The 24,292-nt window shown below is 69.4% G+C and carries 21 protein-coding genes; 8 read left to right on the top strand and 13 right to left on the bottom strand.

Features of this window, described 5'->3' with window-relative positions:
* The first annotated feature begins 123 nt into the window (after positions 1-123).
* Both AC3WOE_RS13800 and AC3WOE_RS13795 read left to right on the top strand, forming a co-directional pair.
* On the top strand, positions 124-3,486 hold the full coding sequence (locus tag AC3WOE_RS13800) for a S41 family peptidase (protein WP_492691197.1): 3,363 nt from the start codon (positions 124-126) through the stop codon (positions 3,484-3,486).
* Complete coding sequence (locus AC3WOE_RS13795; protein WP_492691195.1) at positions 3,483-4,766, top strand: MFS transporter; 1,284 nt, start codon at positions 3,483-3,485, stop codon at positions 4,764-4,766. Before AC3WOE_RS13800 ends, AC3WOE_RS13795 begins: the two co-directional genes overlap by 4 nt.
* Before the next feature lie 252 nt (positions 4,767-5,018).
* On the opposite strand, the gene AC3WOE_RS13790 is transcribed toward AC3WOE_RS13795, so the two are convergent.
* From AC3WOE_RS13790 to AC3WOE_RS13750, 9 genes are all read right to left on the bottom strand, one after another.
* Positions 5,019-5,573: a hypothetical protein gene (locus AC3WOE_RS13790; RefSeq protein WP_492691194.1), complete on the bottom strand. Its 555-nt coding sequence runs from the start codon at positions 5,571-5,573 to the stop codon at positions 5,019-5,021.
* Between the two features lie 67 nt (positions 5,574-5,640).
* Entirely contained in the window at positions 5,641-6,048 is a 408-nt protein-coding gene (locus AC3WOE_RS13785) for a response regulator (RefSeq protein ID WP_492691193.1), read from the bottom strand.
* The gene (locus tag AC3WOE_RS13780) at positions 6,045-6,551 is read right to left on the bottom strand and encodes a GAF domain-containing protein (protein WP_492691192.1); all 507 of its coding nucleotides are present in this window, start codon (positions 6,549-6,551) and stop codon (positions 6,045-6,047) included. Before AC3WOE_RS13780 ends, AC3WOE_RS13785 begins: the two co-directional genes overlap by 4 nt.
* A gap of 26 nt (positions 6,552-6,577) precedes the next feature.
* Positions 6,578-7,039, bottom strand: a complete 462-nt coding sequence (locus AC3WOE_RS13775) for a metallophosphoesterase family protein (RefSeq protein WP_492691190.1) — start codon at positions 7,037-7,039, stop codon at positions 6,578-6,580.
* On the bottom strand, positions 7,036-7,644 hold the full coding sequence (locus AC3WOE_RS13770; protein ID WP_492691189.1) for a hypothetical protein: 609 nt from the start codon (positions 7,642-7,644) through the stop codon (positions 7,036-7,038). The genes AC3WOE_RS13775 and AC3WOE_RS13770 overlap by 4 nt, the downstream gene beginning before the upstream one ends.
* A gap of 11 nt (positions 7,645-7,655) precedes the next feature.
* Positions 7,656-8,048, bottom strand: coding sequence for a GNAT family N-acetyltransferase (locus tag AC3WOE_RS13765; protein ID WP_492691188.1), 393 nt, complete (start codon positions 8,046-8,048; stop codon positions 7,656-7,658).
* Position 8,049: 1 nt separating this feature from the next.
* Positions 8,050-9,231, bottom strand: coding sequence for an FAD-dependent monooxygenase (locus AC3WOE_RS13760; RefSeq protein WP_492691186.1), 1,182 nt, complete (start codon positions 9,229-9,231; stop codon positions 8,050-8,052).
* A 15-nt stretch (positions 9,232-9,246) separates the two neighbouring features.
* The gene (locus AC3WOE_RS13755) at positions 9,247-9,975 is read right to left on the bottom strand and encodes a substrate-binding periplasmic protein (protein WP_492691185.1); all 729 of its coding nucleotides are present in this window, start codon (positions 9,973-9,975) and stop codon (positions 9,247-9,249) included.
* Positions 9,976-9,985: 10 nt separating this feature from the next.
* Complete coding sequence (locus AC3WOE_RS13750; protein WP_492691183.1) at positions 9,986-10,729, bottom strand: substrate-binding periplasmic protein; 744 nt, start codon at positions 10,727-10,729, stop codon at positions 9,986-9,988.
* 122 nt (positions 10,730-10,851) lie between these two features.
* Between AC3WOE_RS13750 and AC3WOE_RS13745 the strand changes: the two genes are divergently transcribed.
* On the top strand, positions 10,852-11,835 hold the full coding sequence (locus AC3WOE_RS13745) for a potassium channel beta subunit family protein (RefSeq protein ID WP_492691181.1): 984 nt from the start codon (positions 10,852-10,854) through the stop codon (positions 11,833-11,835).
* Positions 11,836-11,900: 65 nt separating this feature from the next.
* Positions 11,901-15,041: a diguanylate cyclase gene (locus AC3WOE_RS13740; protein ID WP_492691179.1), complete on the top strand. Its 3,141-nt coding sequence runs from the start codon at positions 11,901-11,903 to the stop codon at positions 15,039-15,041.
* Positions 15,042-15,047: 6 nt separating this feature from the next.
* Here the strand turns inward: AC3WOE_RS13740 and AC3WOE_RS13735 are convergent, their stop codons facing one another.
* Entirely contained in the window at positions 15,048-15,668 is a 621-nt protein-coding gene (locus AC3WOE_RS13735) for a hemerythrin domain-containing protein (RefSeq protein WP_492691177.1), read from the bottom strand.
* Positions 15,669-15,791: 123 nt separating this feature from the next.
* On the opposite strand from AC3WOE_RS13735, the gene tkt reads away from it, so the two are divergent.
* The 4 genes from tkt to AC3WOE_RS13715 all read left to right on the top strand — a co-directional run bounded on the left by tkt (position 15,792) and on the right by AC3WOE_RS13715 (position 22,456).
* On the top strand, positions 15,792-17,807 hold the full coding sequence (gene tkt, locus AC3WOE_RS13730) for a transketolase (RefSeq protein WP_492691176.1): 2,016 nt from the start codon (positions 15,792-15,794) through the stop codon (positions 17,805-17,807).
* Positions 17,808-17,944: 137 nt separating this feature from the next.
* On the top strand, positions 17,945-18,958 hold the full coding sequence (locus tag AC3WOE_RS13725; protein ID WP_492691175.1) for a hypothetical protein: 1,014 nt from the start codon (positions 17,945-17,947) through the stop codon (positions 18,956-18,958).
* A gap of 291 nt (positions 18,959-19,249) precedes the next feature.
* On the top strand, positions 19,250-20,248 hold the full coding sequence (gene gap / locus AC3WOE_RS13720) for a type I glyceraldehyde-3-phosphate dehydrogenase (RefSeq protein WP_492691174.1): 999 nt from the start codon (positions 19,250-19,252) through the stop codon (positions 20,246-20,248).
* Positions 20,249-20,413: 165 nt separating this feature from the next.
* On the top strand, positions 20,414-22,456 hold the full coding sequence (locus AC3WOE_RS13715) for a S8 family serine peptidase (RefSeq protein ID WP_492691172.1): 2,043 nt from the start codon (positions 20,414-20,416) through the stop codon (positions 22,454-22,456).
* On the opposite strand, the gene AC3WOE_RS13710 is transcribed toward AC3WOE_RS13715, so the two are convergent.
* The 3 genes from AC3WOE_RS13710 to AC3WOE_RS13700 are packed head-to-tail and all read right to left on the bottom strand — an operon-like array spanning position 22,439 to position 24,292.
* On the bottom strand, positions 22,439-23,104 hold the full coding sequence (locus AC3WOE_RS13710) for a hypothetical protein (protein ID WP_492691171.1): 666 nt from the start codon (positions 23,102-23,104) through the stop codon (positions 22,439-22,441). The two genes, AC3WOE_RS13715 and AC3WOE_RS13710, sit on opposite strands and share 18 nt — an antisense overlap.
* Positions 23,104-23,823 carry a biotin--[acetyl-CoA-carboxylase] ligase gene (locus tag AC3WOE_RS13705; protein WP_492691170.1) on the bottom strand — a complete coding sequence of 240 codons (720 nt, stop codon included), beginning with the start codon at positions 23,821-23,823 and terminating at the stop codon, positions 23,104-23,106. The genes AC3WOE_RS13710 and AC3WOE_RS13705 overlap by 1 nt, the downstream gene beginning before the upstream one ends.
* Before the next feature lie 4 nt (positions 23,824-23,827).
* Positions 23,828-24,292: an SET domain-containing protein gene (locus AC3WOE_RS13700; RefSeq protein WP_492691169.1), complete on the bottom strand. Its 465-nt coding sequence runs from the start codon at positions 24,290-24,292 to the stop codon at positions 23,828-23,830.

Raw genomic sequence — 24,292 nt, 5'->3', positions numbered from 1 at the left:
AGCCGCGCCAGCAACTGCCGGCCCTGGCGCATCGCAAGCTGGGGTAATCCTGGGGCGGTGACTTTCCTCTGGGCGAAGCGAGGCTTCTAGACTCGCTCGCCTCAGCCTCATCACCCTCCTGCCATGCGTTGTTTCAAACTCGCGGGCGCCGCCCTGGCGCTGTCGACCGCTCTGTCCGCCTTTGCCGCGCCGAGCGCGCCCCTCGGCCCCGTGACCAACCCGCTGTGGTTGCGCCAGTCCAGCATCTCGCCGGACGGCAGGCAGATCGCCTTCACCTTCCAGGGCAATCTTTACGTGGTGGCCGCGGCCGGCGGCACGGCACGCCTGCTGGTGGCCAATGGCAACCATGTGATGGCGCCGGTCTGGTCGCCGGACGGCAAGCTGCTGGCCTATGGCTCGGACGTCTACGGCAACAACGATGTCTTCCTCGTCGCGGCCGAGGGCGGCCCGTCGCGCCGCCTGACCACGCATTCGGCCTGGGAGACGCCCATCGCCTTCACGCCCGACGGCCAGGCTGTGCTGTTCTCGGCCCAGCGCCAGGATGTGCGAACCAGCATGGCCTTCCCGTCGCCGGCCCAGGGCGAGCTCTACCAGGTCGGCATCGAGGGCGGCCGCCGCCCCGAGCAGGTCTTCAGCGAACCGGCCCTGGCCGGCCGCTACAACAAGGCCGGCAGCCAGCTCGTCTACGAGGACTGGAAGGGCTATGAGAACGGCATGCGCAAGCACCATGTCTCGCCCGTGGCGCGCGACATCTGGCTGTGGGACGCCAAGACCGGCCAGCACCGCAAGCTGACCAGCACCGGCGGCGAAAACCGCAACCCGGTCTGGTCGGCCGACGAGAAGTCGGTCTACTACCTCAGCGAGAAGAGCGGTTCCTTCAACGTCTGGAAGATGCCGCTGGACAACCCCGCGGCGACCCAGCAGATCACCCGCTTCACCCAGAATCCGGTGCGCTTCCTCAGCGTCACGGCCGACGGCACGCTGAGCTTCGGCTTCGATGGCGAGCTCTACACCATGGCGGGTGACACGGCCACGCCGCAGAAGGTCGGCGTGGGCATCGCGGCCGACGCCATGCAGCCGCGCGTCGAGAACCTCAAGCTGTCCGACGGCGCCACCGACATGGCCGTCAGTCCCGACGGCAGCGAAGTGGCCGTCATCGTGCGCGGCCAGGTCTTCGTCTCGTCGGCCGAGTTCGGCAACACCCGCCGCATCACCGACGGTCCCGGCCAGAAACGCTCGGTCAGCTTCAGCCCTGATGGCCGCAAGCTGCTCTACGCCTGCGAGGTCAACGGCCAGTGGAGCCTGTGCGAGGCGGCGATTGCCGGTGACAAGAAGGCCGTGCCCAGCTTCTTCAACGCGCCGCGCGTGACGACCAAGGTGCTGCTGCAGGACGCCCACCAGAACTTCCAGCCGCGCTATTCGCCGGACGGCAAGCAGGTGGCCTATCTGCAGGACCGCGCCGCCCTGCATGTGCTGGACATCGCCAGTGGCAAGACCCACCAGGTGCTCTCCAGCGACTTCAACTACTCCTATGAAGACGGCGACCAGTGGTTCGACTGGGCGCCCGACGGCAAGAGCCTGGCGGTGCAGTTCGTCGACCGCAACCGCTGGGGCCAGGAGGTCGGCGTGGTGCCGGCCGACGGCAGCGGCAAGCTCGTCAACCTGAGCAACAGCGGCTACGAGGACGTGCGCCCGATGTTCGCGCGCCAGGGCCAGATGCTGATCTGGGCCGCCGACCGCCACGGCCTGCACGGCAATGGCGGCGGTGCGCGCACCGATGCCGACGTCTACGCGATGTTCCTGACCCGCGCCGCCTACGACCGCTACCAGCTCGACAAGGCCGAGTTCGCCCAGCTGAAGAAGCATGAGGAGGACGAGAAGAACGACGCCAAGAAGGAGGATGACAAGAAGGCGGCCGACAAGAAGGACGCCGAGAAGAAAGACGACAAGAAGGACGGCGACAAGAAGGACGCCGCCAAGAAGGAAGACAAGAAGCCCGAGCCGCCCAAGCCCGTCGTCATCGAGCACGAGGGCATCGAGAACCGCGTGGTGCGCATCACCACGACCTCGGGCGACATCAAGGACTATGCGATGACGCCGGACGGCGAGCAGCTGTTCTATGTCGTCAAGAGCGACGATGGCTTCGAGCTGTGGCAGGTACGCCTGCGCGAGAAGGAGGGCAAGCGCGTCGCCTCGCTGCCCGGCGGCAAGATCGACGCCGTCAGCCTGGTGCTGGACGCCAAGGGCGCCAACGGTTTCGTCATGACCGGCGGCAAGGTGCAGAAGTTCAAGGTGCCCGGCGACGACGGCAAGGGCGATGTGAAGACTGAAGGGCTCAGGTTCTCGGCCGAGCTGCGCATCGACCACGCCGCCGAGCGCGCGCAGATGTTCGACCACGTCTGGCGCCAGACCTACGAGAAGCTCTATGTCAGCGACATGGGCGGCGTGGACTGGGCCGGCTACCGCAAGGTCTACGAGCGCCAGCTGCCCTTCGTGGCCGATGGTGCCGACTTCGCCGAGCTGCTGAGCGAAATGTTGGGCGAGCTGAATGTCTCGCACACCGGCAGCAGCTACCGCCCCGCCTCGCGCGGCGACTCGACAGCCTCCCTGGGCCTGTTCTACGACCTGAGTCACAGGGGTGCCGGCGTCAAGGTGGGCGAGGTCATCGAGGGCGGCCCGCTGGACCTGGCCGCCAGCCGCGTCAAGCCCGGCATGGTCATCCAGTCCATCGACGGCGAAACCATCGCGGCCGGTGCCGAGTTCGACTCGGTGCTCAACCTCAAGGCCGGCAAGCAGGTCGTGCTGGAGGTGCTGGACCCGGCCACGGGCAAGCACTTCGAGCAGACGCTCAAGGCCATCAGCCTGGGCGCCGAGCGCGAGCTGCTCTACAAGCGCTGGGTGCGCAAGGAGCGTGCCCTGGTGGACAAGCTCTCGGGCGGCCGCCTGGGCTATGTGCATGTGCGCGGCATGGACGACGGCAGCTACCGCCAGACCTATTCCGAGGCTCTGGGCCGCGCCAGCGGCAAGGAAGCCCTCATCGTCGACACCCGCTTCAACGGCGGCGGCAATCTGCACGACGAGCTGGCCACGCTGCTGTCCGGCAAGAAGTACCTGGAGTTCATGCCGCGCGGCCAGAGCCTGGGCTGGGAGCCGGGCGGCAAATGGACCAAACCCTCGGCCGTGCTGATCAGCGAGAGCAACTACTCCGACGCTCACCTCTTCCCGTGGACCTACAAGCACCTCGGCATCGGCAAGCTCATCGGCATGCCGGTGGCGGGCACGGGCACGGCGGTGTGGTGGGAGACCATGCAGGACGGCGCCACCGTCTTCGGCATCCCGCAGGTGGGCTTCCGGGCCCAGAACGGCGACTTCATGGAGCGCGCCCTGGTCACGCCTGACGTCGTCGTGCCGCATGACAAGGCCAGGCTGGACGCGGGTGAAGACCTGCAACTGGAGGCGGCCGTCAAGTCGCTTCTGAGCAAGTGAGCGCCGCTGCCATGATGCCCGTGGCCCAGCCGGGCCGCACCGTGGCCTGGGTCGTGGCCGTGCTGGTGGCGATCTCGCTGTTCGGCAACTTCTACGTCTACGACTCCATCGGCCCGGTGGCCGACCTGCTGCAGCAGCAGCGCGGCTTCTCGGACTCGCAGATCGCGCTGCTGAACGCCATCTACAGCCTGCCCAACGTCGTCCTCATCCTGGTGGGCGGCGTGCTGGTGGACCGCTTCGGCGCGGCGCGCATGACGCTGGTGACGGCTGGCATCTGTGCGCTGGGCGCTGCGCTGACGGCCTTCAGCCCCGGCTTCGCCGGCATGGCCGCGGGCCGGCTGCTGTTCGGCATCGGCGCCGAGACCTTCAATATCGCGACCCTGGCCGCCGTGGCCGACTACTTCGGCGGCCGCAGCCTGGCCCTGGCCATGGGCGCCGAGCTGGCCGTCGGCCGCATGGGCTCCTATGGCGCCGACATGTCGCCGACCTGGTTCGCGGGGTCCTATGCCCAGGGCTGGCAGCCGCCCCTGGTCATCGCCGCGGCCATCGCCTTCTCAGCCTTCGTGGCGGCCCTGGCCTACTGGTGGGTGGACCGCGGCCCGCGCCGCGCCGGCCTGCTGCCCACGGGCAAGTCATCGGCCGAGAAGTTCGTCTGGCGCGACCTGCTGCACTTCGGCAATGCCTATTGGTATCTGCTGCTGCTGTGCGTGCTCTGGTACTCGGTCATCCTGGCCTTCCGCAGCACCTTCTCCATCAAGTATTTCCAGCATGTGCACGGCCTGGACCTGGCCGCGGCCGGCGAGATGAACAGCTATGTCTTCCTGGCGGCCATCTTCGCGACGCCGGCCTTCGGCTGGATGTGCGACCGGCTGAACCGCTATGCGCCCTTCCTGGCCTTCGGTGCCTTGCTGCTGCCGGTGGCCCTGGCCGTGCTGGCGCTGACGCACTGGAGCCTGTGGGTGCCAACGGCCCTGATCGGCGTCAGCTACTCCCTGGTGCCGGCCGTCATGTGGCCGCTGACCAGCCGCCTGGTCGCGCCGAATCGCTTCGGCACGGCCATCGGCCTGATGTGGGTGGTGCAGAACGCCGGCATCAGCGGCGCCAATCTGGTGGCCGGCTGGCTCAACGACCGGGCTGGCGCCAGCGCCGCCAACCCGGCGGGTTATGGCGACATGATGTGGTTCTTCGGGCTGACCAGCGTGGCCGGTTGCGTGTTCGCGCTGCTGTTGTGGGCGACAGCGGGGCGGGCGCGGCATGAGCGGGTGGCTGAGGGCCAATGACCGCGCGGCATGTTGAAAGAGAGCTGACGGCATCGGACGGGAAGCACAAGCTTCAGATCTTCCGTCGGGACAGTGGCACTTTCGGCTTCACCGTTTTGCGTTGGAGCGATGACCCGCTCGAGAGGTGCTGGTTGCCGTTCGGGCGCTTCTCAGAGTGTTTTGCCCCAGATGCAGAGGCGGCCATCGCAGAGGCAAAAAGTCGCGTCGAGTGGTGGCGGTGATGCCTGCTGCGTCGAGTCCGCAAGCAATTGGCTACGGCCTGAGCGTCACCAGATCCCGCAATAGCAAATCAATATTCGCCCGCAGCGCGCGCTCGTTGGCGATGCGCAGCCTCTCGTTGGGTGAGAGGATGGCCTCGCTGAAACTGGCCTCGTCGGTGTTGGCGATGCGGCGCTGGTAGACCGTCTTGCCGCTGGCCTTGTCGACCAGGGTGTAGCGCACGGCCGTACCCACGGTCACGCCCAGCGCGGGCACCAGGGGCTGGTCGAGCGCCTCCAGTTCGGCCTGCAGCTCGAAGCGGGGCGCCGGTTCGGGGGACAGCGGCTTCATGCCGACGGAAAACAGCGACTCGTCGAGGGCCTGCTGCAGCGCCATCGCACTGACCTTGGAACCCCACCAGCGTCCCGTCTCCTGGCCGCCCTTGACGGTGGCGACGGCGATCTGCCCCTTCAGCGCCTCCGGCACCCAGCCGCGGATCTGCAGCGCATCGGCCGCCGTGACGGCCATGGGCAAGGGCTGGCTGGGCGTGCCGCAGCCGGCCAGCAATGTGGCCAGCAGGGCGGCGGAGGTCAGGGTGAGGCGCAGCATGGGTGCCCCATGCTAGAGCGAAGGGCCAGGGCCGATAGACCTAAAAGCGGCGGCCGGACCGGCCTGTTCAGTGCTCGGGCAGCGGTTCGGGCGCACCGAGCGCGGAGATGACCTCCAGCATGCCGCGCACCTTGAAGGGCTTGAGCAGCAGGCGGCAGACGTCGAGCTGCTTGAGCTTGAGCGCCAGTTCGACGTCGCAGCTCGAGGCCGTCGCGGCCACCGGCACGCCGGCGGGGTGGGAGGACTCGCCGGCGCGCAGGCGGCGCAGCAGCTCCAGCGCCTCGCCTTCGTCGTCGATGGCGATCAGCAGCGCGTCGTAGCGGCGCTCGAACAGCAGGCGCTCGGCCACCGCGGTGCTGGTGGCCTCCTGCACATCGGCCAGGCCCATCTCACGCGCCATGGTGGACACGGTGCGGCGCAACACGAATTGCGGCTCCACGAGGAGCAGGCGGCCGCTGCGCGCGATGGCGGTCACGACTGGCTTTCCTTCTCACCCTGGCCCACCAGCTCGGCGACGACGAGGTCGCGCAGGGTGCCGAGGATGGCGCGATCCAGCATGTCGAAATGGCGCGGCTTGGTGTCGATGAGGCAGAGGGTGCCCACCGTGGCGCCGGAGGGCAGGGCCAGCGGCGCGCCGATGTAGAAGCGGATGAAGGGCGCGCCGACGACCAGGGGGTTGTCGGCGAAGCGCGGGTCCAGGGCCGCGTCCAGCACCTCGAAGAGATCGCTCTGCACGATGGCATGGCCGCAGAAGGAGATCTCGCGCGAGGTCTCGCAGGCATCCAGGCCGACGCGGGCCTTGAACCACTGGCGCTGCTCGTCGACCAGGCTGACCAGGGCGATGGGCATGTCGAACTCTTCGGCGGCGAAGCCGACGATGCGGTCGAAGCGCTCCTCGGGTGGCGTGTCGAGGATGAGCAGCTCGCGCAGCACGCGCAGACGCTCGGCGTCGTTGGCGGGGATGGGTGCGGGCGTCATGTCATGACCATGCAGTTGGCCGGAGTCTAGGCCACCAGCACCATGGTTTGGGCTTGCATCTGGCCGTCGCTGATGAGCAACTCACCCGCCGCGATGGGCAGGCGAAAGCGCCGCGGGCCGGCGCTGCCTGGGTTGACGAACAGCACGCCATCGCGATCCTCGATATGCGGCTGGTGCGAATGGCCAGTGATGATGGCAGCCAGGCCGGTCGCGTGCGGGTCGACGGCCAGCTCGGCCAGGTCGTGCAGCACATGCAGCTTCAGGCCGCCCACCAGCAACTCGGCGCTTTCCGGCAAGGCCCGGCCCCAGGGCGCGTTGTCGTTGTTGCCGCGCACCGCCGTGACGGGTGCGATGGCGGCGAGCTGTTCGAGGATGGCCGGATCGCCGATGTCGCCGGCGTGCACGATGAAGTCGCTGCCCTGCAGCCAGGCCAGGGCTTCGGGCCGCAACAGGCCGTGGGTGTCGGAGATCAGGCCAACCCGGATCACTTCACATCGAGGGTGTAGGTCACGGCCTGCGACAGGCTGGGCAGGATGCCGCCGAAGTTCAGCGTGTAGCGGCCGGCCTTCAGCGGCCCCAAGGCCACGTAATAGCCGTTGGCGGCGGCCGGTGCGTCGTCGTCGGGCGCGACCAGGAAGCAGCCCCGGGTGGCCTGGCGATGCGCCTCCAGGCCGGAGAAGCGCTTGCCGTTGAGCTCCAGCACCAGGGCGGCGGGGGCCTCGGTCTGGGTCTCGGCGCGCAGCATCAGCGACGCACAGGCCTCGCGCTCGTCGTCGGGCGGGAAGGTGATGGCGTTGACGAGGGGGAAGAACAGCGTCTTGCCGGCCGGGATGCGGCAGCTGCGCACGGTGCGGGCCGTGCCGTAGGTGCCGGCCAGGAACCAGACCGGCCCCGATTGGCCGCTGGCGCAAAGGCTGCCATCGGGGTCGGCGACGGGGCTGTCGTCTTCCTCGAAGGACATGGCCCAGTGCCACCAGCGCTTGGACCATTCCTCCTGCGTGACGCCGGCTATTGATCGGGCCGGCGGGATGAGCTGGGCCTGGGCCGGCAGCGTCGCGGCCAGCAGCAGGGTCAGGGAGAGGGTGGTTCGCATCAAGGCTCGATTCAGGATTTGCGCTTGCGTTCCATGGCCACGTCGGAGACCTGGAAGCCCAGCTTTTCATAAAAGGCCGACACGCCGTTGCGACCGGCGCGCAGCACCCAGGTCATCTCGTCGTTGCCGGCGATGGCGGCCTGGACCAGGGCGCTGCCGATGCCGCGACCGCGGTGGCTGGCGGCGACGACGACCATGGAGATATAGCCGTTGAACAGGCCGTCGGTGATGGCGCGCAGGAAGCCGACGACCTGGCCGTTGTCGACGGCCACCAGGGCGATTTGAGAACGCGAGAGTAGTTCGGCAAAGACGCCGGCATCGGCGACGCGCTTGCCCCAGTCGTTGGCGGCCAGCAGTTGGCGGGCGGTTTCGATCTCGTCGGTTTGGATGGAACGAATCTCCACCTCAGCCTCCGAACATCATGCGATGGGCGAGGGCCTTTTTGAGCGGTGTCGCCAATTCAAGTCCAGCCAAGGCCAGTCCGCGCAAGGCCGGCAGTCCGGGCAGTCGCCACGCGAAGCTGCGCGCCAAAAAATCGGTCGCGGCGATCATGGGCCAGCGGTCGGGCGCGCGCTGCCAGTCGACGCGGGCCAGCACGGTGTCCAGGTTCTGGCCGGTCTCGGCCGCCTCGCGCAGGGCGTCCACCAGGGCCTGGGCATCGCGCAGGCCGAGGTTGAGCCCCTGGCCGGCGACCGGGTGCAGGGTCTGGGCCGCGTTGCCGATGCGCAGGGCGCGGCCCTGCAGCAGCCGCGTCTCGGCGTTCAGGCCCAGCGGAAAGCATTTCAGCGCCGAGATGCCGGTCAGCGTGCCCGCCACCGCGGGCAGCTGCTGCTGGATGACGACGAGGCGCTGGGCATCGTTCAGTGAGGCGATGTCGTCCTCGGCCTGGGGCAGGCACCAGACCAGGGCCGCACGCGGCCCCTGGGCGTCGTCGGGCAAGGGCAGCAGGGCCAGCGGACCGTTGCGCGTGAAGCGCTCGATGGCCAGGCCCTGCAGGCCGGGCGCGGCCAGGCGCACCTGGCCGACCCAGGCGTTCTGGTGGTAGTCACTCTGGATGGCCTTGCGCTCCTGCTCGGCGAACACACCCCCCTCGGCGACGACGGCGAGGTCGAAGCGGTCGACGACCGGCCCTTCGCCGCAGTCCAGCTCGACGCCACTGGCGTCCGAGCGGATGGCATGCACCGGCGTGGCAAAGCGCGTGAACAGCCGCTCGCGCTGCTGTCCGGCCAGATCCAGCCAGCGCTGCTGCAGCGGCGCCACCAGGGCGCCATAGGGCAGCACGGCGCCGAGCTGGGGCAGGCCCTGCTCGGCCGCGCTGATGCGCACTTCGCCCGTGATAGGGGCGGGCGGGGCCTGGCTGACGTGCACCGTGCGGATGGCCTGGGCGCCCTCCGGCCGCCAGGCCGAGAGGCGCTCCAGCAGGCGGATGCTGCCCAGATTCAGCGCCAGCGTGCGTGCGTCGCCGCTGATGTCGCGGTCCAGGGCGCGGGTGTCGAAGAGATGGATTTCGGTGCCCGGGAGACGCTCGGCGGCGAGCAGGGCGAGGGCGAGGCCGGCAGGGCCGGCGCCGATGACAGCTAACTTCATGCCCTCAACGATAGATCATCGGTATTTGTCTGCGATGCGCGCCAGGCTGCCGTCGGCCTGCATGGCCATCAGGGCGGCATCGAGATCGGCCAGCGCGACCAGCGCATGCGGCGACAGGGCGCAGGCCGTACGCCAGTGCGCGACGACCAGCGGCGGGTGCAGGGCCAGCGGCACCTCGCCGCGGCGCAGCAGGTATTCGAAGCTGGCGCGGCCGACCAGGGCGTGGTCGACGCGCCCGAGGGCGAGCTTGCGCAGCAGGCTCTCCAGATTGGGGCCGTCGTCGCGCAGGAAGGCCGCGCCCAGCGCAGCGGCAACTTCGTTGTACTCGAAGCCGGCGATGGTGCCGATGCGCTGGCCGGCCAGCTCCGCCAGCCGCATCGGCGCCGGGTGGCGCTTGGCCGTGACGAGGAGCTCGCCGTCGTCCAGGAAAGGCCGGCTCCACTGCAGCGGCCCGGGCAGCCAGGCGGGCAGATAGGTGCAGATCAGGTCGGCGTCTTCGCCGGCCAGCATCAGCGGGCCGACGCGCCGTCGCGGAACGACGCGAAAGCGCACGGGGCGGCCCAGGCGCTGGCCCAGCTCGATGGCGATGTCGTGTTGCAGGCCGTCGACGACCTGGCCGTCGCGGATCAGGGCCTGCGGCATCTGCACGCTGCTGTCGACGAGGACGACCAGCGGCGCCGCGGCCGCGGCCGTGGTGGCCGGCGCGCCCAGGGCCAGCAGCAGGTGGCGCCGCGTCAATCTCATGCGGCGGCCCTCAGCGGAAGCGCTCGACGATGTGCGTCAGGCTGCCGTCCGCCTGCATGGCGGCGAGGGCCGCATCGAGCTGGGCCAGCGGCAGACTGCTGCGCGGCGACAGCGCGCAGGCCGTGCGCAGCCTGGCGATGACCAGGGGAGGGTGCAGTCCCAGTGGAATCTCGCTGCGGCGCTGCAGATAGTCGAAGGTGACGCGGCCGACGATGGCGTGGTCCATGCGGCCCGAGGCCAGCTTGCGCAGATTGGTGATCACATTGGGCGCGTCGTCGCGCACGAAGCCCGAGCCCAGGGCCGCCTCGGTCTCGGGATAGAGAAAGCCGGAGACCGTGCCGATGCGCTGGCCGCTGACGTCCTGCAGCTGCGTGGGGGCCGGGTGACGCGCCGCGGTGATCAGCATGTCGGCATCGTCCAGATAGGGGCGGCTCCATTGCAGCGGCCCGGGCAGCCAGCCGGGGATGTAGTTGCAGACGAGATCGGCCTCCTGGCCCTGGTCCAGCAGCTGGGCGATGCGCCGGCGTGGCACCAGGCGGAAACGCACCATGCGGCCCAGGCGCTGGCCCAGCTCCATGGCCAGCAGGTATTGCAGGCCGTCGACGGGTCGGCCGTCCTTGAACTGGACCTGCGGCATCTCCAGGCTGCCGTCGACGAGGACGTGCAGAGGCGGCTCTTCGGCGCGCGCGGCGCAGACGCCGGCCAGGCCCGCCAGCAGCAGGCCGCGCCTTGACAAGCGTCGCGGCAGCGTCATCGTTCTCCCGTCCTGCGCGCCGCCCGCAGCGCGCCTGGGGCCATTGTGGCCACGTGCCGGCAGGGCCGGACGGCGCGGCTTAAGCTGTCGCTTTTCCGCACCTCAGCCCCCAGGATCTCTCCATGCAATACCGCCGCCTCGGCCGTGCCGGCCTCCAGGTTTCCGAACTCTCCCTCGGCTCGTGGGTCACGTATCACAACCAGGTCGACACCAAGGCCGCCACCGAGATGCTGGCCGCCGCCTTCGATGCCGGCATCAACTTCTTCGACAACGCCGAGGTCTATGCCCAGGGCGAGAGCGAGGTCGTCATGGGCCGGGCCTTCAAGGCCCTGGGCTGGAACCGCCTGGACTACATCGTCTCCAGCAAGTTCTTCTGGGGTCTGTCGCGTGACGGCGTGACGACGACCAACCGCAAGGACACGCTGAACCGCAAATACCTGATGCAGGCGGTCGACGGCTCGCTCAAGCGCCTGCAGCTCGAGCACCTGGACCTGATCTACTGCCACCGCCCCGACCCGAACACGCCCATCGAGGAAACCGTCTGGGCCATGAGCGACATCATCCGCCAGGGCAAGGCGCTGTACTGGGGCACCAGCGAATGGAGTGCCAGCGACATCCGCGCCGCCTGGGAGATCGCCGAGCGCCACCATCTGCACAAGCCGGTCGTCGAGCAGCCCCAGTACCACCTCTTCCATCGCCGCAAGGTCGAGCAGGAGTACGCCCGCCTGTACGAGGACATCGGCCTGGGCCTGACGACGTGGAGCCCGCTGGCCTCGGGCCTGCTGACCGGCAAATACCGCGGCGGCATTCCGGCCGGCAGCCGTGGCGCGCTGGAGAACATGAGCTGGATGCGCGAGCAGCTGCAGGACAAGGCCAAGAACGACGCCGTGGGCAAGCTCGGCGAGATCGCCGCCGAACTGGGCTGCAACACCGCCCAGCTGGCCATCGCCTGGATCAACCGCAACCCGCGCGTGTCCACCGTCATCCTGGGCGCCAGCCGCATCGAGCAGCTGCATGACAACCTCGGCGCCCTGGCCGTCACGCCCAAGCTGACGCCCGACGTTGTCGAGCGCATCGACGCCATCGCCAAGCCCTTGGCGCAGTAATCATTCACATGATCTGAGGGCAAGACCCGGCCGGCAGGGTCTTTTCGGTGCCCGAGAATGCCGTTATGAGGGTCTTGATAACAAAAGGGTGTGCAGCCCTTCTGCTCGCCGTTGGGTTGGCTGGCGCGGCGCAGGCCGTGGTGCCGCGCTTCGAGCCCATCGGTGAGCCGGGCGCGGTCAGGGACAACGTCGTGTCGGCGTTGGCGCTGGACGCCCGCGGCCTGCTGTGGGCCGGATCGCCCGAGGGCCTGCTGCGCTTCGACGGCTACGCCTTCCGCCGCTACCCGCTGAGCGGCCCCGATGGCCAGCTGCTGCCCGAGCAGTTCGTGCGCGCCATGCTGCCCGACCCGCGCGGCTGGATGTGGGTGGCCGCCGGCAACAGCGGCCTGGTGCGCCTGGACGTGGCCACCGGCCGCTGGGACCGCTGGGCCCGCGACGGCAAGTCGGCCGACGAGACCGCCCCCGCCGCCAACACCGTGCGCACCTTTGCGCTCGAGAAGGACGGCACGCTGTGGATTGGCGGCAGCGGCGGCCTGGACCGCTTCGACGTCAAGACCCAGCGCTTCACCCACCAGCGCGGCAAGGAAGACGGCCTGCCCGACCCGCGCGTGCAGACCCTGCTCGTCGACCGCCAGGGCACGCTGTGGATAGGCACCTGGCGCGGCCTGGCCCGCAAGGCGGTCGACGGCCCCATCGAGACGCTGGATGTCGGCGTCGGCGACCAGCTCGTCACCATGATCAGCGAGTCGCTGGACGGCCGCATCATCATCGGCACGGCCCAGGGTCGGCTGCGCGCGCTGTCGCCGCAGGGCCAGCCGCTGCCCTTCAGCCCCGGCGCCCAGCCCGGCGCCACGTCCGGCGCCTGGCCCGTCATGGCCATGGCCCAGCCCGATGCCGACGAGCTCTGGTTCGGCGACGCCTCGGGCGTGTCGCGCCGGCGCGCGACCGATGGCGCCCTGATCGAACGCCTGCCCGCCACCGGCGCCGGCACCGCGCCGCGCAGCGATGTGCGCGCGCTGATGCGCGACCCCTCCGGCACCGTCTGGGCCGGCAGCTATGGCGGTGGCCTGATGCGCCATGTGCCCTCGCTGCCCGGCCTGTCCATGGTGCGCGAGGCCATCGGTTCGGTCTCCGGCGGCCTGGACGTGCGCAGCATCCTGCAGCTGGACAACGGCGAGATCTGGCTGGGCACGCTGGCCGGCGGCATCGAGCGCCGCGACCGCGACCTGATGCCGCTCGGCCTGGTGGCCCAGGGCGGCGGCGGCCTGCCGCCGGGCCGCGTCAATGCGCTCGGCCAGAGCAAGGACGGCTCGGTCTGGGTTGCCATCGACACCCAGCTGCTGCGCTTCGACACCCAGGGCCGCTGGAAGGAAACCCTGCGCAGCGGCAACGCCGTGCCGCGCCGCTTCCAGGCGACCGACGACGGCGCGCTGTGGATCGCCACGCTGGACGGCCTGATGCGCTGGACGCCCCAGCACCCGCAGATGCGCGCCATCCCGACGGCCGGCCTGGTGGGCGGCACCGGCGAGGTCAACGCCTTCGCCCTGTTGCCCGACGGCAGCCTGTGGGCGGGCGGCGCGGCCGGCCTGTTCCGCGTCGCCAAGCCGGGCGCCGACGAGCCGGTCGCCGAATGGGTCGAGCCCACGGGCCTGACGGGCCAGACCGTGCTCGGCATGGCGGTCGACCTGGCCGGCCGCCTGTGGGTGGACACCGGCACCGGCCTGCACCGCCTCATCGACAGTGACGGCAAGAAGGCGCGCTTCGAGGTCGTCGGCGCCTCCGACATCGGCGGTGCCTTCGGCGCCAACCTGCTGTTCGACAAGCAGGGCCGCGTCTGGTCGCAGCGCAATATGTACGACCCGAACAAGGGCGAACGCCGCGAGCTCGGCGCTGCCGACGGTGCCGACCTCGGCACCGGCTGGTTCCGCGCCTACGCCAAGCTGGACGATGGTCGCATGCTGTTCGGCGGCGCCCGCGGCCTGCTGGTCATCGACCCCGACCGCTTCTCGCCCTGGACCTACAAGCCGCCGCTGGTCGTTTCGGAACTGCGCGTGGACGGCGAGGAAAGGCCGCTGCCCGCCGGCGGCGCCGACATCGTGCTGGCGCCCGGCGAGCGCGGCCTGAGCCTGGCCTTCGCCTCGCTGGACTACAGCCAGCCCAGCCGCAACCGCTACCGGTATCGCCTGCAGGGCCTGGATGCCACCTGGATCGACGCCGGCCTGCTGGGCCGCACGGCGGCCTACACCAATCTCGCGCCGGGCTACTACCAGCTGCAGGTGCAGGGCAGCAACCGCGACGGTGCCTGGAGCGTCAACGAGCTCAAGATCGGCGTCAAGGTGCGCGCCGCCTGGTGGCAGACCCGCTGGGCCATGGCCGGGGCCGTCGTCGGCGCCGTGCTGCTGGTGGCCCTCATCGTGCGCATGCGCACCCGCCTGCTGCTGCGGCACCGCCGCGTGCTCGAGGCGCGCGTGCAGGAGCGCACCGTGGAGCTGGAAGCCGCCAAGGCGGCGCTGACGGCCAAGTCCTTCGAACTGGAGGAGGCCAGCCTCACCGACCCGCTGACCGGCCTGCGCAACCGCCGCTTCCTGGACCGCCAGATGCCGGCGGACGCGGCGCTGACGCTGCGCCACTTCGAGCCGCCGGGCGACCTGCCGGCGGTCCGCAACGACGGCGACAACGAGCAGGACCTGCTGTTCTTCCTGATCGACATCGACCACTTCAAGCGCATCAACGATGCCCATGGCCACATGGCGGGCGATGCCGTGCTGATGCAGATGCGCGGCCGGCTGGAGCAGGTCTTCCGCGCCACCGACTACCTGGTGCGCTGGGGCGGCGAGGAGTTCCTCATCGTCGCCCGCGGCACGCCGCGCCGTCGCGCCGCCGAGCTGGCCGAACGGGCCCGCCAGGCCGTCTCGGCCCAGCCCTTCGAGCTGACCGGCGGCCTGAGCCTGGCCATGACCTGCTCGGTCGGGTTCTCGGCCTTCCCGCTGTGCGCCAGCCTGCCGCGCGCGCTGGACTGGCATGCCGCCATCGACCTGGCCGATGCGGCCCTCTACGACGCCAAGGACACCGGCCGCAACGCCTGGGTCGGCCTGCTGGACGCCCGTGCCGGCAGCGAGGACGAACTGCGTCAGGACATCCGCCGGCCGCTGGAAAGCTGGGCGGCGAGCGGGCGGCTGACGCTGCTGCGCTCGAGTCGCGGCTGAGGTGGATCAGCCGCCGGCCTGATCCAGCGCCGGCCCCCACCCCAACGGCGCCGGCAGCGCCGCCAGGATGCGCTGGCGCAGCGGTGCGTAGGCCTCATCCACCGGCTGGCCGGCGCGTTGCGCCAGCGGGTCCTGGTGGCTGCCGAAGGCCTCGTCCAGCTCGGCCCAGTCGTCGGCGCTGAAGATGCGGGCCGCCAGCGGCAGGATCTCGGTTTCCTCGCGCTTCATGTGGCGCAGATAGCGCGCCGCGTAGACCTTGAGCTGCTGCTCGAACTTCTCGCGTCGGGGCTCGCCCATCTGCTCCCAGGCCAGCAGGCTGTGCTGCAGCTCGCGGATGGCGCGCTCACCCTGGGCATGGTCGGCATCGAGGTCGTCCAGCACGTCGCGCAGCTGCGGGGACAGCGCGCGCAGCTTGGGGAACAGCAGCTCGCTTTCCTTGGTGTGATGCAGGCGTTCCGGAAATTCGTCGACGTAGAACAGCATGGCGCGCAGCGCCGTGAAGTCGGGTGGCACGCCGGCGCGGCGCTGGGCATCGAGCAGCAGGGGCAGGGTGCGCAGCATGGCGGCCAGCGCGTCGTGCTCGGCGCGGATGACGCGCACGGCCAGGGGCATGGTCGACGAAGGCATGGTGCGAGCGTCGCGCGTTGTCGGACGGCCGACCTTGCGCTGGATCAAGCCGCCGGAGGGCCCGGCCCGGCTACCCCCGTAAAATCCCTGGTTTTTGCCCTCCCGCCCAAGAAAGCCCCGGCCATGACAGCATCGACCGCCTCCCCCACCCTCATGGCCAACGCGATCCGCGCCCTCGCGATGGATGCGGTGCAGGCGGCCAACTCCGGCCACCCGGGCGCCCCCATGGGCATGGCCGACATCGCCGTGGCGCTGTGGGCGCGTCACCTCAAGCACAACCCGGCCAACCCGCACTGGGCCGACCGCGACCGCTTCGTGCTGTCCAACGGCCACGGTTCCATGCTGATCTACGCCCTGCTGCATCTGACGGGCTATGAGCTGCCCATCGAGGAGCTGAAGGCCTTCCGCCAGCTGCACAGCAAGACCCCGGGCCACCCCGAAGTGGGCATCACCGTCGGCGTCGAGACCACGACGGGCCCGCTGGGCCAGGGCGTCACCAACGCCGTCGGCCTGGCCCTGGCCGAAAAGCTGATGGCGCGCGACTTCAACCGCGAAGGCCATGAGGTCGTCGACCACCACACCTATGTCTTCCTGGGCGACGGCTGCCTGATGGAAGGCATCTCGCACGAAGCGGCCGCCCTGGCGGCCTCGTGGAAGCTGAACAAGCTGATCGCCATCTACGACGACAACGGCATCTCCATCGACGGCCAGGTCGCGCCCTGGTTCGGCGACGACACCGCCAGGCGCTTCCAGGCCTATGGCTGGAACGTCGTCGGCCCGGTGGACGGCCATGACGTCGACGCCGTCGACGACGCCATCGGCAAGGCCAAGAAGAGCGCCGACAAGCCGACGCTGATCATCGCCAAGACCCACATCGGCAAGGGCTCGCCCAACCGCGCCAACACGGCCAAGGCCCACGGCGAGCCGCTGGGCGCCGAAGAAATCAAGCTGACCCGCGAAGCGCTGGGCTGGACGCACGAACCCTTCATCGTGCCGCCCGAGGTCTACAACGCCTGGGACCACAAGTCGGCCGGTGACCGCGTCGAGAGCGAGTGGGACCTGCGCTTCGACGCCTATGCCGAAGCCCACCCCGAACTGGCCGCCGAGTTCCAGCGCCGCATGGCCGGCGTGCTGCCCGCCGACTTCGCGCAGATCGCCGTCGACGCCGTCGTCAAGGCCCATGCCGAAGCCCAGACCGTGGCCAGCCGCAAGGCCAGCCAGCTGGCCCTGGAAGCCTTCACGCTGAAGCTGCCCGAGATGCTGGGCGGCAGCGCCGACCTGACCGGCTCCAACCTGACCAACACGTCCAGCACGCCGGCCCTGCGCATTGACGCCGACGGCACGCCCAACAACGGCCGCCACATCAACTACGGCGTGCGCGAGTTCGGCATGGCCGCCATCATGAACGGCATCGCCCTGCATGGCGGCTTCATCCCCTATGGCGGCACCTTCCTGACCTTCAGCGATTACAGCCGCAACGCCATCCGCATGGCCGCGCTGATGAAGACCCGCGTCATCCACGTGATGACCCACGACTCCATCGGTCTGGGCGAGGACGGCCCGACCCACCAGTCCATCGAGCATGTCGCCAGCCTGCGCCTGATCCCGGGCCTGGACGTCTGGCGCCCGGCCGACACGACCGAGACCGTCGTCGCCTGGACCATGGCCCTGGGCAATGCCCAGCGCCCCAGCCTGCTGGCCCTGAGCCGCCAGAACCTGGCCTACTCGCCCAAGACCAATGTCGACGAGATCGCCAAGGGCGCCTATGTGCTGGCCGAGCCTGCCAAGGGCAAGGCCCAGGCCGTCATCATCGCCACCGGCTCCGAAGTGCAGCTGGCCATGGCCGCCAAGGCCCTGCTGGCCGAACAGGGCGTCAAGGTGCGCGTCGTCTCCATGCCGTCGACCAATGTCTTCGACCGCCAGGACAAGGACTACAAGAAGAGCGTGCTGCCCAAGGGCCTGCCGCGCGTCGCCGTCGAGATGGGCGTCAGCGACTTCTGGTGGAAGTACGGCGTGGACGCCGTCGTCGGCATCGACAGCTTCGGCGAATCGGCCCCGGCCGGCGTGCTGTTCAAGCATTTCGGCTTCACGCCGGAGAACGTCGCCGCCACCGTCAAGGCGGTGCTGAAGAAGAAGTGATGCGGTTGGATGGCTGCCAGCCATCCGACAGAAGGCACCAGGCCGCATCTGCGGCCTTTTTTTCGCCGGTTCGAGGCGCGTCAGCGCCTGGCGCGGTACAAGCCGGGCCACATTCAAACAACGACAGGGAGTTTCTGATGCGCCATCTCGCCACGACCCTTGCGATGGGCCTGTTTTCCTGCATCGCGCAGGCGCAGATGCTCGAGATCGAGCAGGTTGATCAGAAGGTGTTGGCCTGCTTGGTGAACTCGACTCCGGTGCCGGGCTATCCGGCGGCAGACGAAGCGACCCAGCGTTCTGGGCTGGTGCGGCTCAGTCTGAAGTTCACGGCATCGGATCAGGCGCCGAAAGTCGAGATGTTGTTCAGCGATGGTTCTGATGCCATGTTGAGCGCCGTGGATGCCTACGCGCGAAACTATCGTCTGCCCTGTATGGCAGCAGGCGCGCCCCCCGTTCTGGCGGTCCAGGAATTCGGCTTCAAGCCTGGTTCGCCCCTTCCCGGCCTTGCGACCGCACCGCGGGCCGTTGACGCATCGGATGGGCTTGTTCCCTCGGCCAAGGAGTGCATTCGCCAACCCGAGGACAAGCTGCCCTTCCACCAGGACACCTTCAAGAAGGGCGATGTCTCCAATGCCATCTTCGAAGCGAACTTCACGGCGGTGGGGGTCGAACCGGAGGTGAAGGTGCTCTACGCGAGCGTCGGCAGGGCGCAGTTGAATGCGCTGACCTATTACATGCGCCAACATCGGTTGTCCTGCATGCCGGGCGGTGGCAAGCATGCAAGCTTGCAGCGCAGCTTCAGGTACGAGGCCGTCGAAGCGGGTAAGACAACAACCAAATTCAACTTCAAGGAAGCGGTGCCGTTGGCAGCCTTCCTGCGGGGGATCAGAAACATCCAGACCATGCGTGCCGACTTCGATTTCGGCAGCATGTCTTGCCCTTTCCAGGTGGCCTGGACCATGGGCAAGCCGGCGCTGGACAACAGGGTTGCACAAGTTGGCAAGCGCGACCTGAATCGCACCGGGTTTCTGGACTGGCTGGCGGGGCTGGAGATGAATGCGTCGAACAGCCTTTTTGAGCAACTCGTGGGCCAGACCCTCGTCATCAATGTGCCCTGTGGCCGGCTGGCCTTGGCGCCCCAGGGCGGATGACGGCAGTGAAGGCTTCGCGGCGAGCCAGCCTTCCCTCGCCGCATCGCTGACTCGCGGGACAGGGAGGGCGCTGTTTGCCGGGACAATCGAGACGCGTAATAGAGCGCAAGCGGGCGGGTGCGGCAGGCTGGTGGGTTCAAGTACGCGACGCCCCTCATACGGGTCGCCGGCGGTCCGGCGGGACTCAGCGGCTTGGACATCAAGCGTTGAAATCGCGCTGAAACCACCCGGCCGCGCGAATCGCCGAGAATCGCGCCCGCACAGAATTTTTATCCTCCTGGAGACTGTTCCATGACCATCAAGATCGGCATCAACGGCTTCGGCCGCATCGGGCGCATGGTGTTCCGTGCCGCCGTGGCGAATTTCAAGGACATCGAGGTCGTCGCGATCAACGACCTGCTCGAGCCCGACTACCTGGCCTACATGCTGAAGTACGACTCGGTGCACGGCCGTTTCGACGGCGAGGTTTCGGTGGACGGCAACACCCTCATCGTCAACGGCAAGCGCATCCGCCTGACCGCCGTCAAGGATCCGTCCGAGCTGAAGTGGGCCGAGGCCGGCGCCGACGTGGTCATCGAAGCCACCGGCATCTTCCTGGACAAGGCCGGCGGCGAGAAGCACCTGGCCGCAGGCGCCAAGAAGGTCATCTTCTCGGCCCCGTCCAAGGACGAGACGCCGATGTTCGTCTTCGGTGTCAACCACACCAAGTACGCCGGCGAAGCCATCATCTCCAACGCGTCCTGCACGACCAACTGCCTGGCCCCGCTGGCCAAGGTGCTGAACGACAAGTGGGGCATCAAGCGCGGCCTGATGACCACCGTGCACGCTGCCACCGCCACGCAGAAGACCGTGGACGGCCCGAGCAACAAGGACTGGCGCGGCGGCCGCGGCATCCTCGAGAACATCATCCCCAGCAGCACCGGCGCCGCCAAGGCCGTCGGCAAGGTCATCCCCGAGCTGAACAAGAAGCTGACGGGCATGAGCTTCCGCGTGCCGACGAGCGACGTGTCGGTCGTCGACCTGACCGTCGAGCTGCTGAAGGACGCCAGCTACGAAGAGATCTGCGCCGAGTTCAAGGCCCAGAGCGAAGGCGCGCTGAAGGGCGTGCTGGGCTACACCGAGGACAAGGTCGTCGCGACCGACTTCCGCGGCGACGCCCGCACCTCCATCTTCGACGCCGACGCCGGCATCGCCCTGGACGGCACCTTCATCAAGGTCGTGTCCTGGTACGACAACGAGTGGGGCTACTCCAACAAGGTCCTCGAGATGGTCCGTGTCGTGAACGGCTGAGCCGTCTGACCCCGGCATGAAAGCCCCACTTCGGTGGGGCTTTGGCGAACCCTGCAAAACGTCCCGTTTTGCAGGGTTTCTGCTTTCTTGCGCCCCACATTTGTTTGCGATTGCTTCCCTGACGGACCCCTAAACTGGTTGCCCGTCCCGTACGAGCTCGCCGTCATGAAGTCCCTGCGTCCGCTGTTGATCGCTCTCCTGGCCGCGCTGGCCCTCCCGGTCCTGGCCCAGGCGGCGGAACCCGAAGCCCGCGTCATCGTGCGCTTCAAGCCCCAGGCCGACAGCGTGCGCGCCAAGGCCCTCGGCGCGCGGGCGACGCGGGGCGAGGCCCGCGAGGTTGCGCAGACGCGTGCGACGGCCCTGGGCCTGCGCACCGGCCACCGCCTGGCCGCCGGCATCAGCCTGGACGAACGCACCCATGTGGTCGTCGCCAGTGGCATGACGAGTGCCCAGCTGGCCCGGAGGCTGGCGGCGGACGGCGAGGTCGAGATGGCCGTCGTGGACCAGCGCCGCAAGATCGTCAGGTTGCCCAACGACCCCCTCTTCGGTGGCGCCGACGTGAATGCCGAGTCGACGGTGGGCGGCGTGCAGGCCCGCACCATCGACCAGTGGTATCTGAAGAAGCCCAGCAGCACGCCGGGCCAGGTCGTGTCCAGCATCAACGCGCCGGCCGCCTGGGACACGACGACCGGCACGGCCACCACCATCGTGGCCGTGATCGATACCGGCGTGCGCATGGACCACCCCGACCTGGCGGGCCAGTTCGTCACCGGCTACGACATGATCGGCTTCGGCAATCCGGGCGCGGCGTCGACGGTCATCGCCAACGACGGCGGTGGTGCCGATGCCGACCCCTCCGATCCCGGCGACTGGGTCAGCCAGGCCGACATCAACGCCGGCACGATCAACGGCTGCACCAGCGACGACATCGGCAACAGCTCCTGGCATGGCACCCGCGTGTCCGGCTTGATCGCGGCGCTCGGCAACAACGGCCTGGGCATGGCCGGCGTCGGCTGGGGCCTGAAGATCATGCCGGTGCGCGTGCTGGGCAAATGCGGCGGCTTCGACAGCGACATCATGGCCGGCATGAAATGGGCCGCCGGCATCGCCGTGCCGGGCCTGCCTGCCAATGCCAACAAGGCCAAGGTGCTGAACATGAGCCTGGGCGGCGACGGCACCTGCGGCACGACGGGCACGGGCGGTCTCTACCGTGACGTCATCAACCAGGTCAATGCCGCCGGCGCCACCATCGTCATCGCGGCCGGCAACTCTGCCGGCCAGGCCGTGGGCCTGCCGGGCAACTGCCCCGGCGTCGTCACCGTGGCCGCGCTGCGCCATGTCGGCACCAAGGTCGGCTTCTCCAGCATCGGCACGGCGGTCACCATCGCGGCGCCGGGCGGCAACTGCGTCAACGACCCGGGCCTGCCCTGCCTCTACCCCATGATCAGCGCAACCAATGCCGGCACCACCTCGCCCGTCGCCTACACCGGCGATGGTGTCTACACCGGCAACGCGGCCTCGGTGGGCACCAGCTTCTCGGCCCCCATCGTCAGCGGCATCGTCGGCCTGATGGCGTCGGTGCGGCCCGGCCTGACCGCGGCCGAGGCGACCCAGATCCTCAAGAGCACGGCGCGCCCCTTCCCCACCACCGGTGGGGGCAGTGCTGCCGACGGCAACCCGCCGCAATGCGTGGCACCCACGACCACCGACCAGTACGAGTGCTATTGCACGACCTCGACCTGCGGCGCCGGCATGGTGGATGCGGCCGCCGCGGTGGCCGCCACGGTGGCGCTGAACGGTACGACGGTGACCATCACCCAGAACCCGGCCAGCGGCCTGACCGCCGGCCAGACGCTGACGCTGAGCGTGGCTGCGACCGGCCTGCCCAATGGCCGCACCATCGCGTCGACCGCCTGGGTGCTGGTGGACGGTGGCGGCGCCGTGACCGGCTTCGCCTCGGGCGCCAACACCGCCACGGCGACCCTCACGCCGACGGCGGCCGGCAGCTTCACGGTGCGTGCCGACCTGACCGACAGCGCGGGTGCCGTCTACAGCCAGTCGGCCACCATCAGCGTCGCGGCCGCGCCGGTCGTCAATCCGCCGGCCAGCAATGGCGGCGGTGGCGGCGGCGGGGCGGCGAGTGCGGCCTGGCTGGCCGGTCTGCTGCTGGCCGCCCTGGCGCTGCGGCGTTCAGCTGCTCGCGGCTGAGGCCGCTGGCGACGCGCTGCAGGCCCTGAAGCCGGCAGCCAGGGCCGCGTCCCTGGAGGCCTTGAGCCTGGCCGCCAGCAAGCCGTCGGCCTGGGCGATGACCAGGGTATGCCGGCTGGTGGGCGCCTTCAGCGCCAGCACGCGCAGGCCCTTGAGACCGCGCTTGTCGAAGCTCTCGGCCTGGGCGTTGGCCTCGGCCTGGGTGGCGTGCTTGCTCAGCACGAAGGCCGGCTGCTCGGCGGGCAGGCCTTCCAGCGGTTCGAAGTTGATGTGCAGGCCCTTGTAGGTGGCTTCCTTGCGGGCGCGGAACTCGGGGTCGGCCAGCTTGATGGTGGACACCACCCACACGCCGGCCTGCTCGCTGCTGTGCACCTGGGCCTCGGCGCCGGCCGTCTTCAGCGCGGCCTGGGCCGCCGCCAGGGCGGCATCGCCCTCCAGCGGGCCCAGCTCCAGGCAGCTGCGTTGGGCCGCCGCGACCGCGGCGCTGGCGGCCAGGGGCTGGATGCGTTCGGGATGCTGCTGGGCCGCCACGCGCTGCGGCTCGCGGCCGCCCTGGGCGGGCAGGCCGGTCACGGTGTCCAGCCAGCCGCGTGACCAGATGAAGAAGAGGGCGTTCACCGCCAGCAGCACGACCACGACGATGCGCATCACAGGCGAGTCTCCAGTCTCAGGCTCAGTTCGCCGCCGCTGATGGGCAGCAGGCCGGCAGCAGTTTCCAGCAGCAGCTCGCCGCGCTCGCTGACGCCGCGGGCGATGCCCGGCTGCTCGCCCACGCGCACGCGCTGGCCGGCTGTCAGGTCACGCCGCGCGAACGCGGGTTGCCAGGGCGCAAAGCCCAGGGAAGCAAAGTCGGCCAGCAGGGCTTGCAGGGCAGGGGCCAGCCGGTCCAGCACGATCGCGGCGCTGGCCTGCGGGTCCAGGCTCTGCAGGGCCGCATGGCCGCTGGCGAAGGCGGTCCGGTCGGCGTCGGCGGGCAGGGGCAGCAGGTTCAGGCCGATGCCGATGACGACGCCACGGCGTTCGCCTTGCAGTGGCACGGTCTCGATGAGGATGCCGCCGAGCTTGGCGCCGTCCAGGAAGAGGTCGTTGGGCCACTTCAGCCGGATGCGCTCGCCGCCGGGGTCCAGCACATCGGCCACCGTGCAGCCGACAGCCAGGGACAGGCCGGACAGGTCGAGGTTGGCCGGAAAGCTGCGGGCGATGGAGAAGGTCAGCGCGGCGTCATCGGACTGCCAGGCGCGGCCCAGGCGGCCGCGGCCGGCGGTCTGGCGGTCGGCCGAAATGATCAGCGGCCCGCCGCCGTCGCGCAGATGGGCCAGCGCCTCGGTGTTGGTCGAGCCGCATTCGGCGAGATGGCGCCGCTCCATCGGCTCAGCGCCTTTTCGGAGCGAGCATGGTGCCGCGGCAGGTGGCGGCGCCGCACCAGCAGGCGAACTGCTTCTTCAGCTTGGCCGTGTGGCGGTCTTCCAGCACCAGGCCGTAGTCGTAGAACAACTCCTCGCCGGGCTCCAGGTCGCGCAGGGCCTTGATGAAGACGCGGCCATCGACTTCGTCGGCTTCGCAGTTGGGCTCGCAGGCGTGGTTGATCCAGCGCGCGTTGTTGCCGCCGTAGAGCGCGTCGATGACGAGGCCGCCGTCGATGTGGAAATAGAAGGTGTGGTTGGGCTGGCTGGGGTCGTGAGGATGACGCTCGACGGCCTGTTCCCAGGTGATGCGCTCGCCGGTGTATTCGATGATCCGGCTGCCCGCCTCGATGGGCGCCACCGCGTAGACCCCGCGGCCGTGCACGCCGGAATCACGGACTTCGATCTTGCGGCGTGGGGTTTTGGCGGTCAT

It is taken from the genome of Roseateles sp. FW305-36, assembly GCF_058787015.1.
Note: the sequence above shows the minus strand (reverse complement) of the source record. Positions and strands in the feature narration are given on the sequence as shown.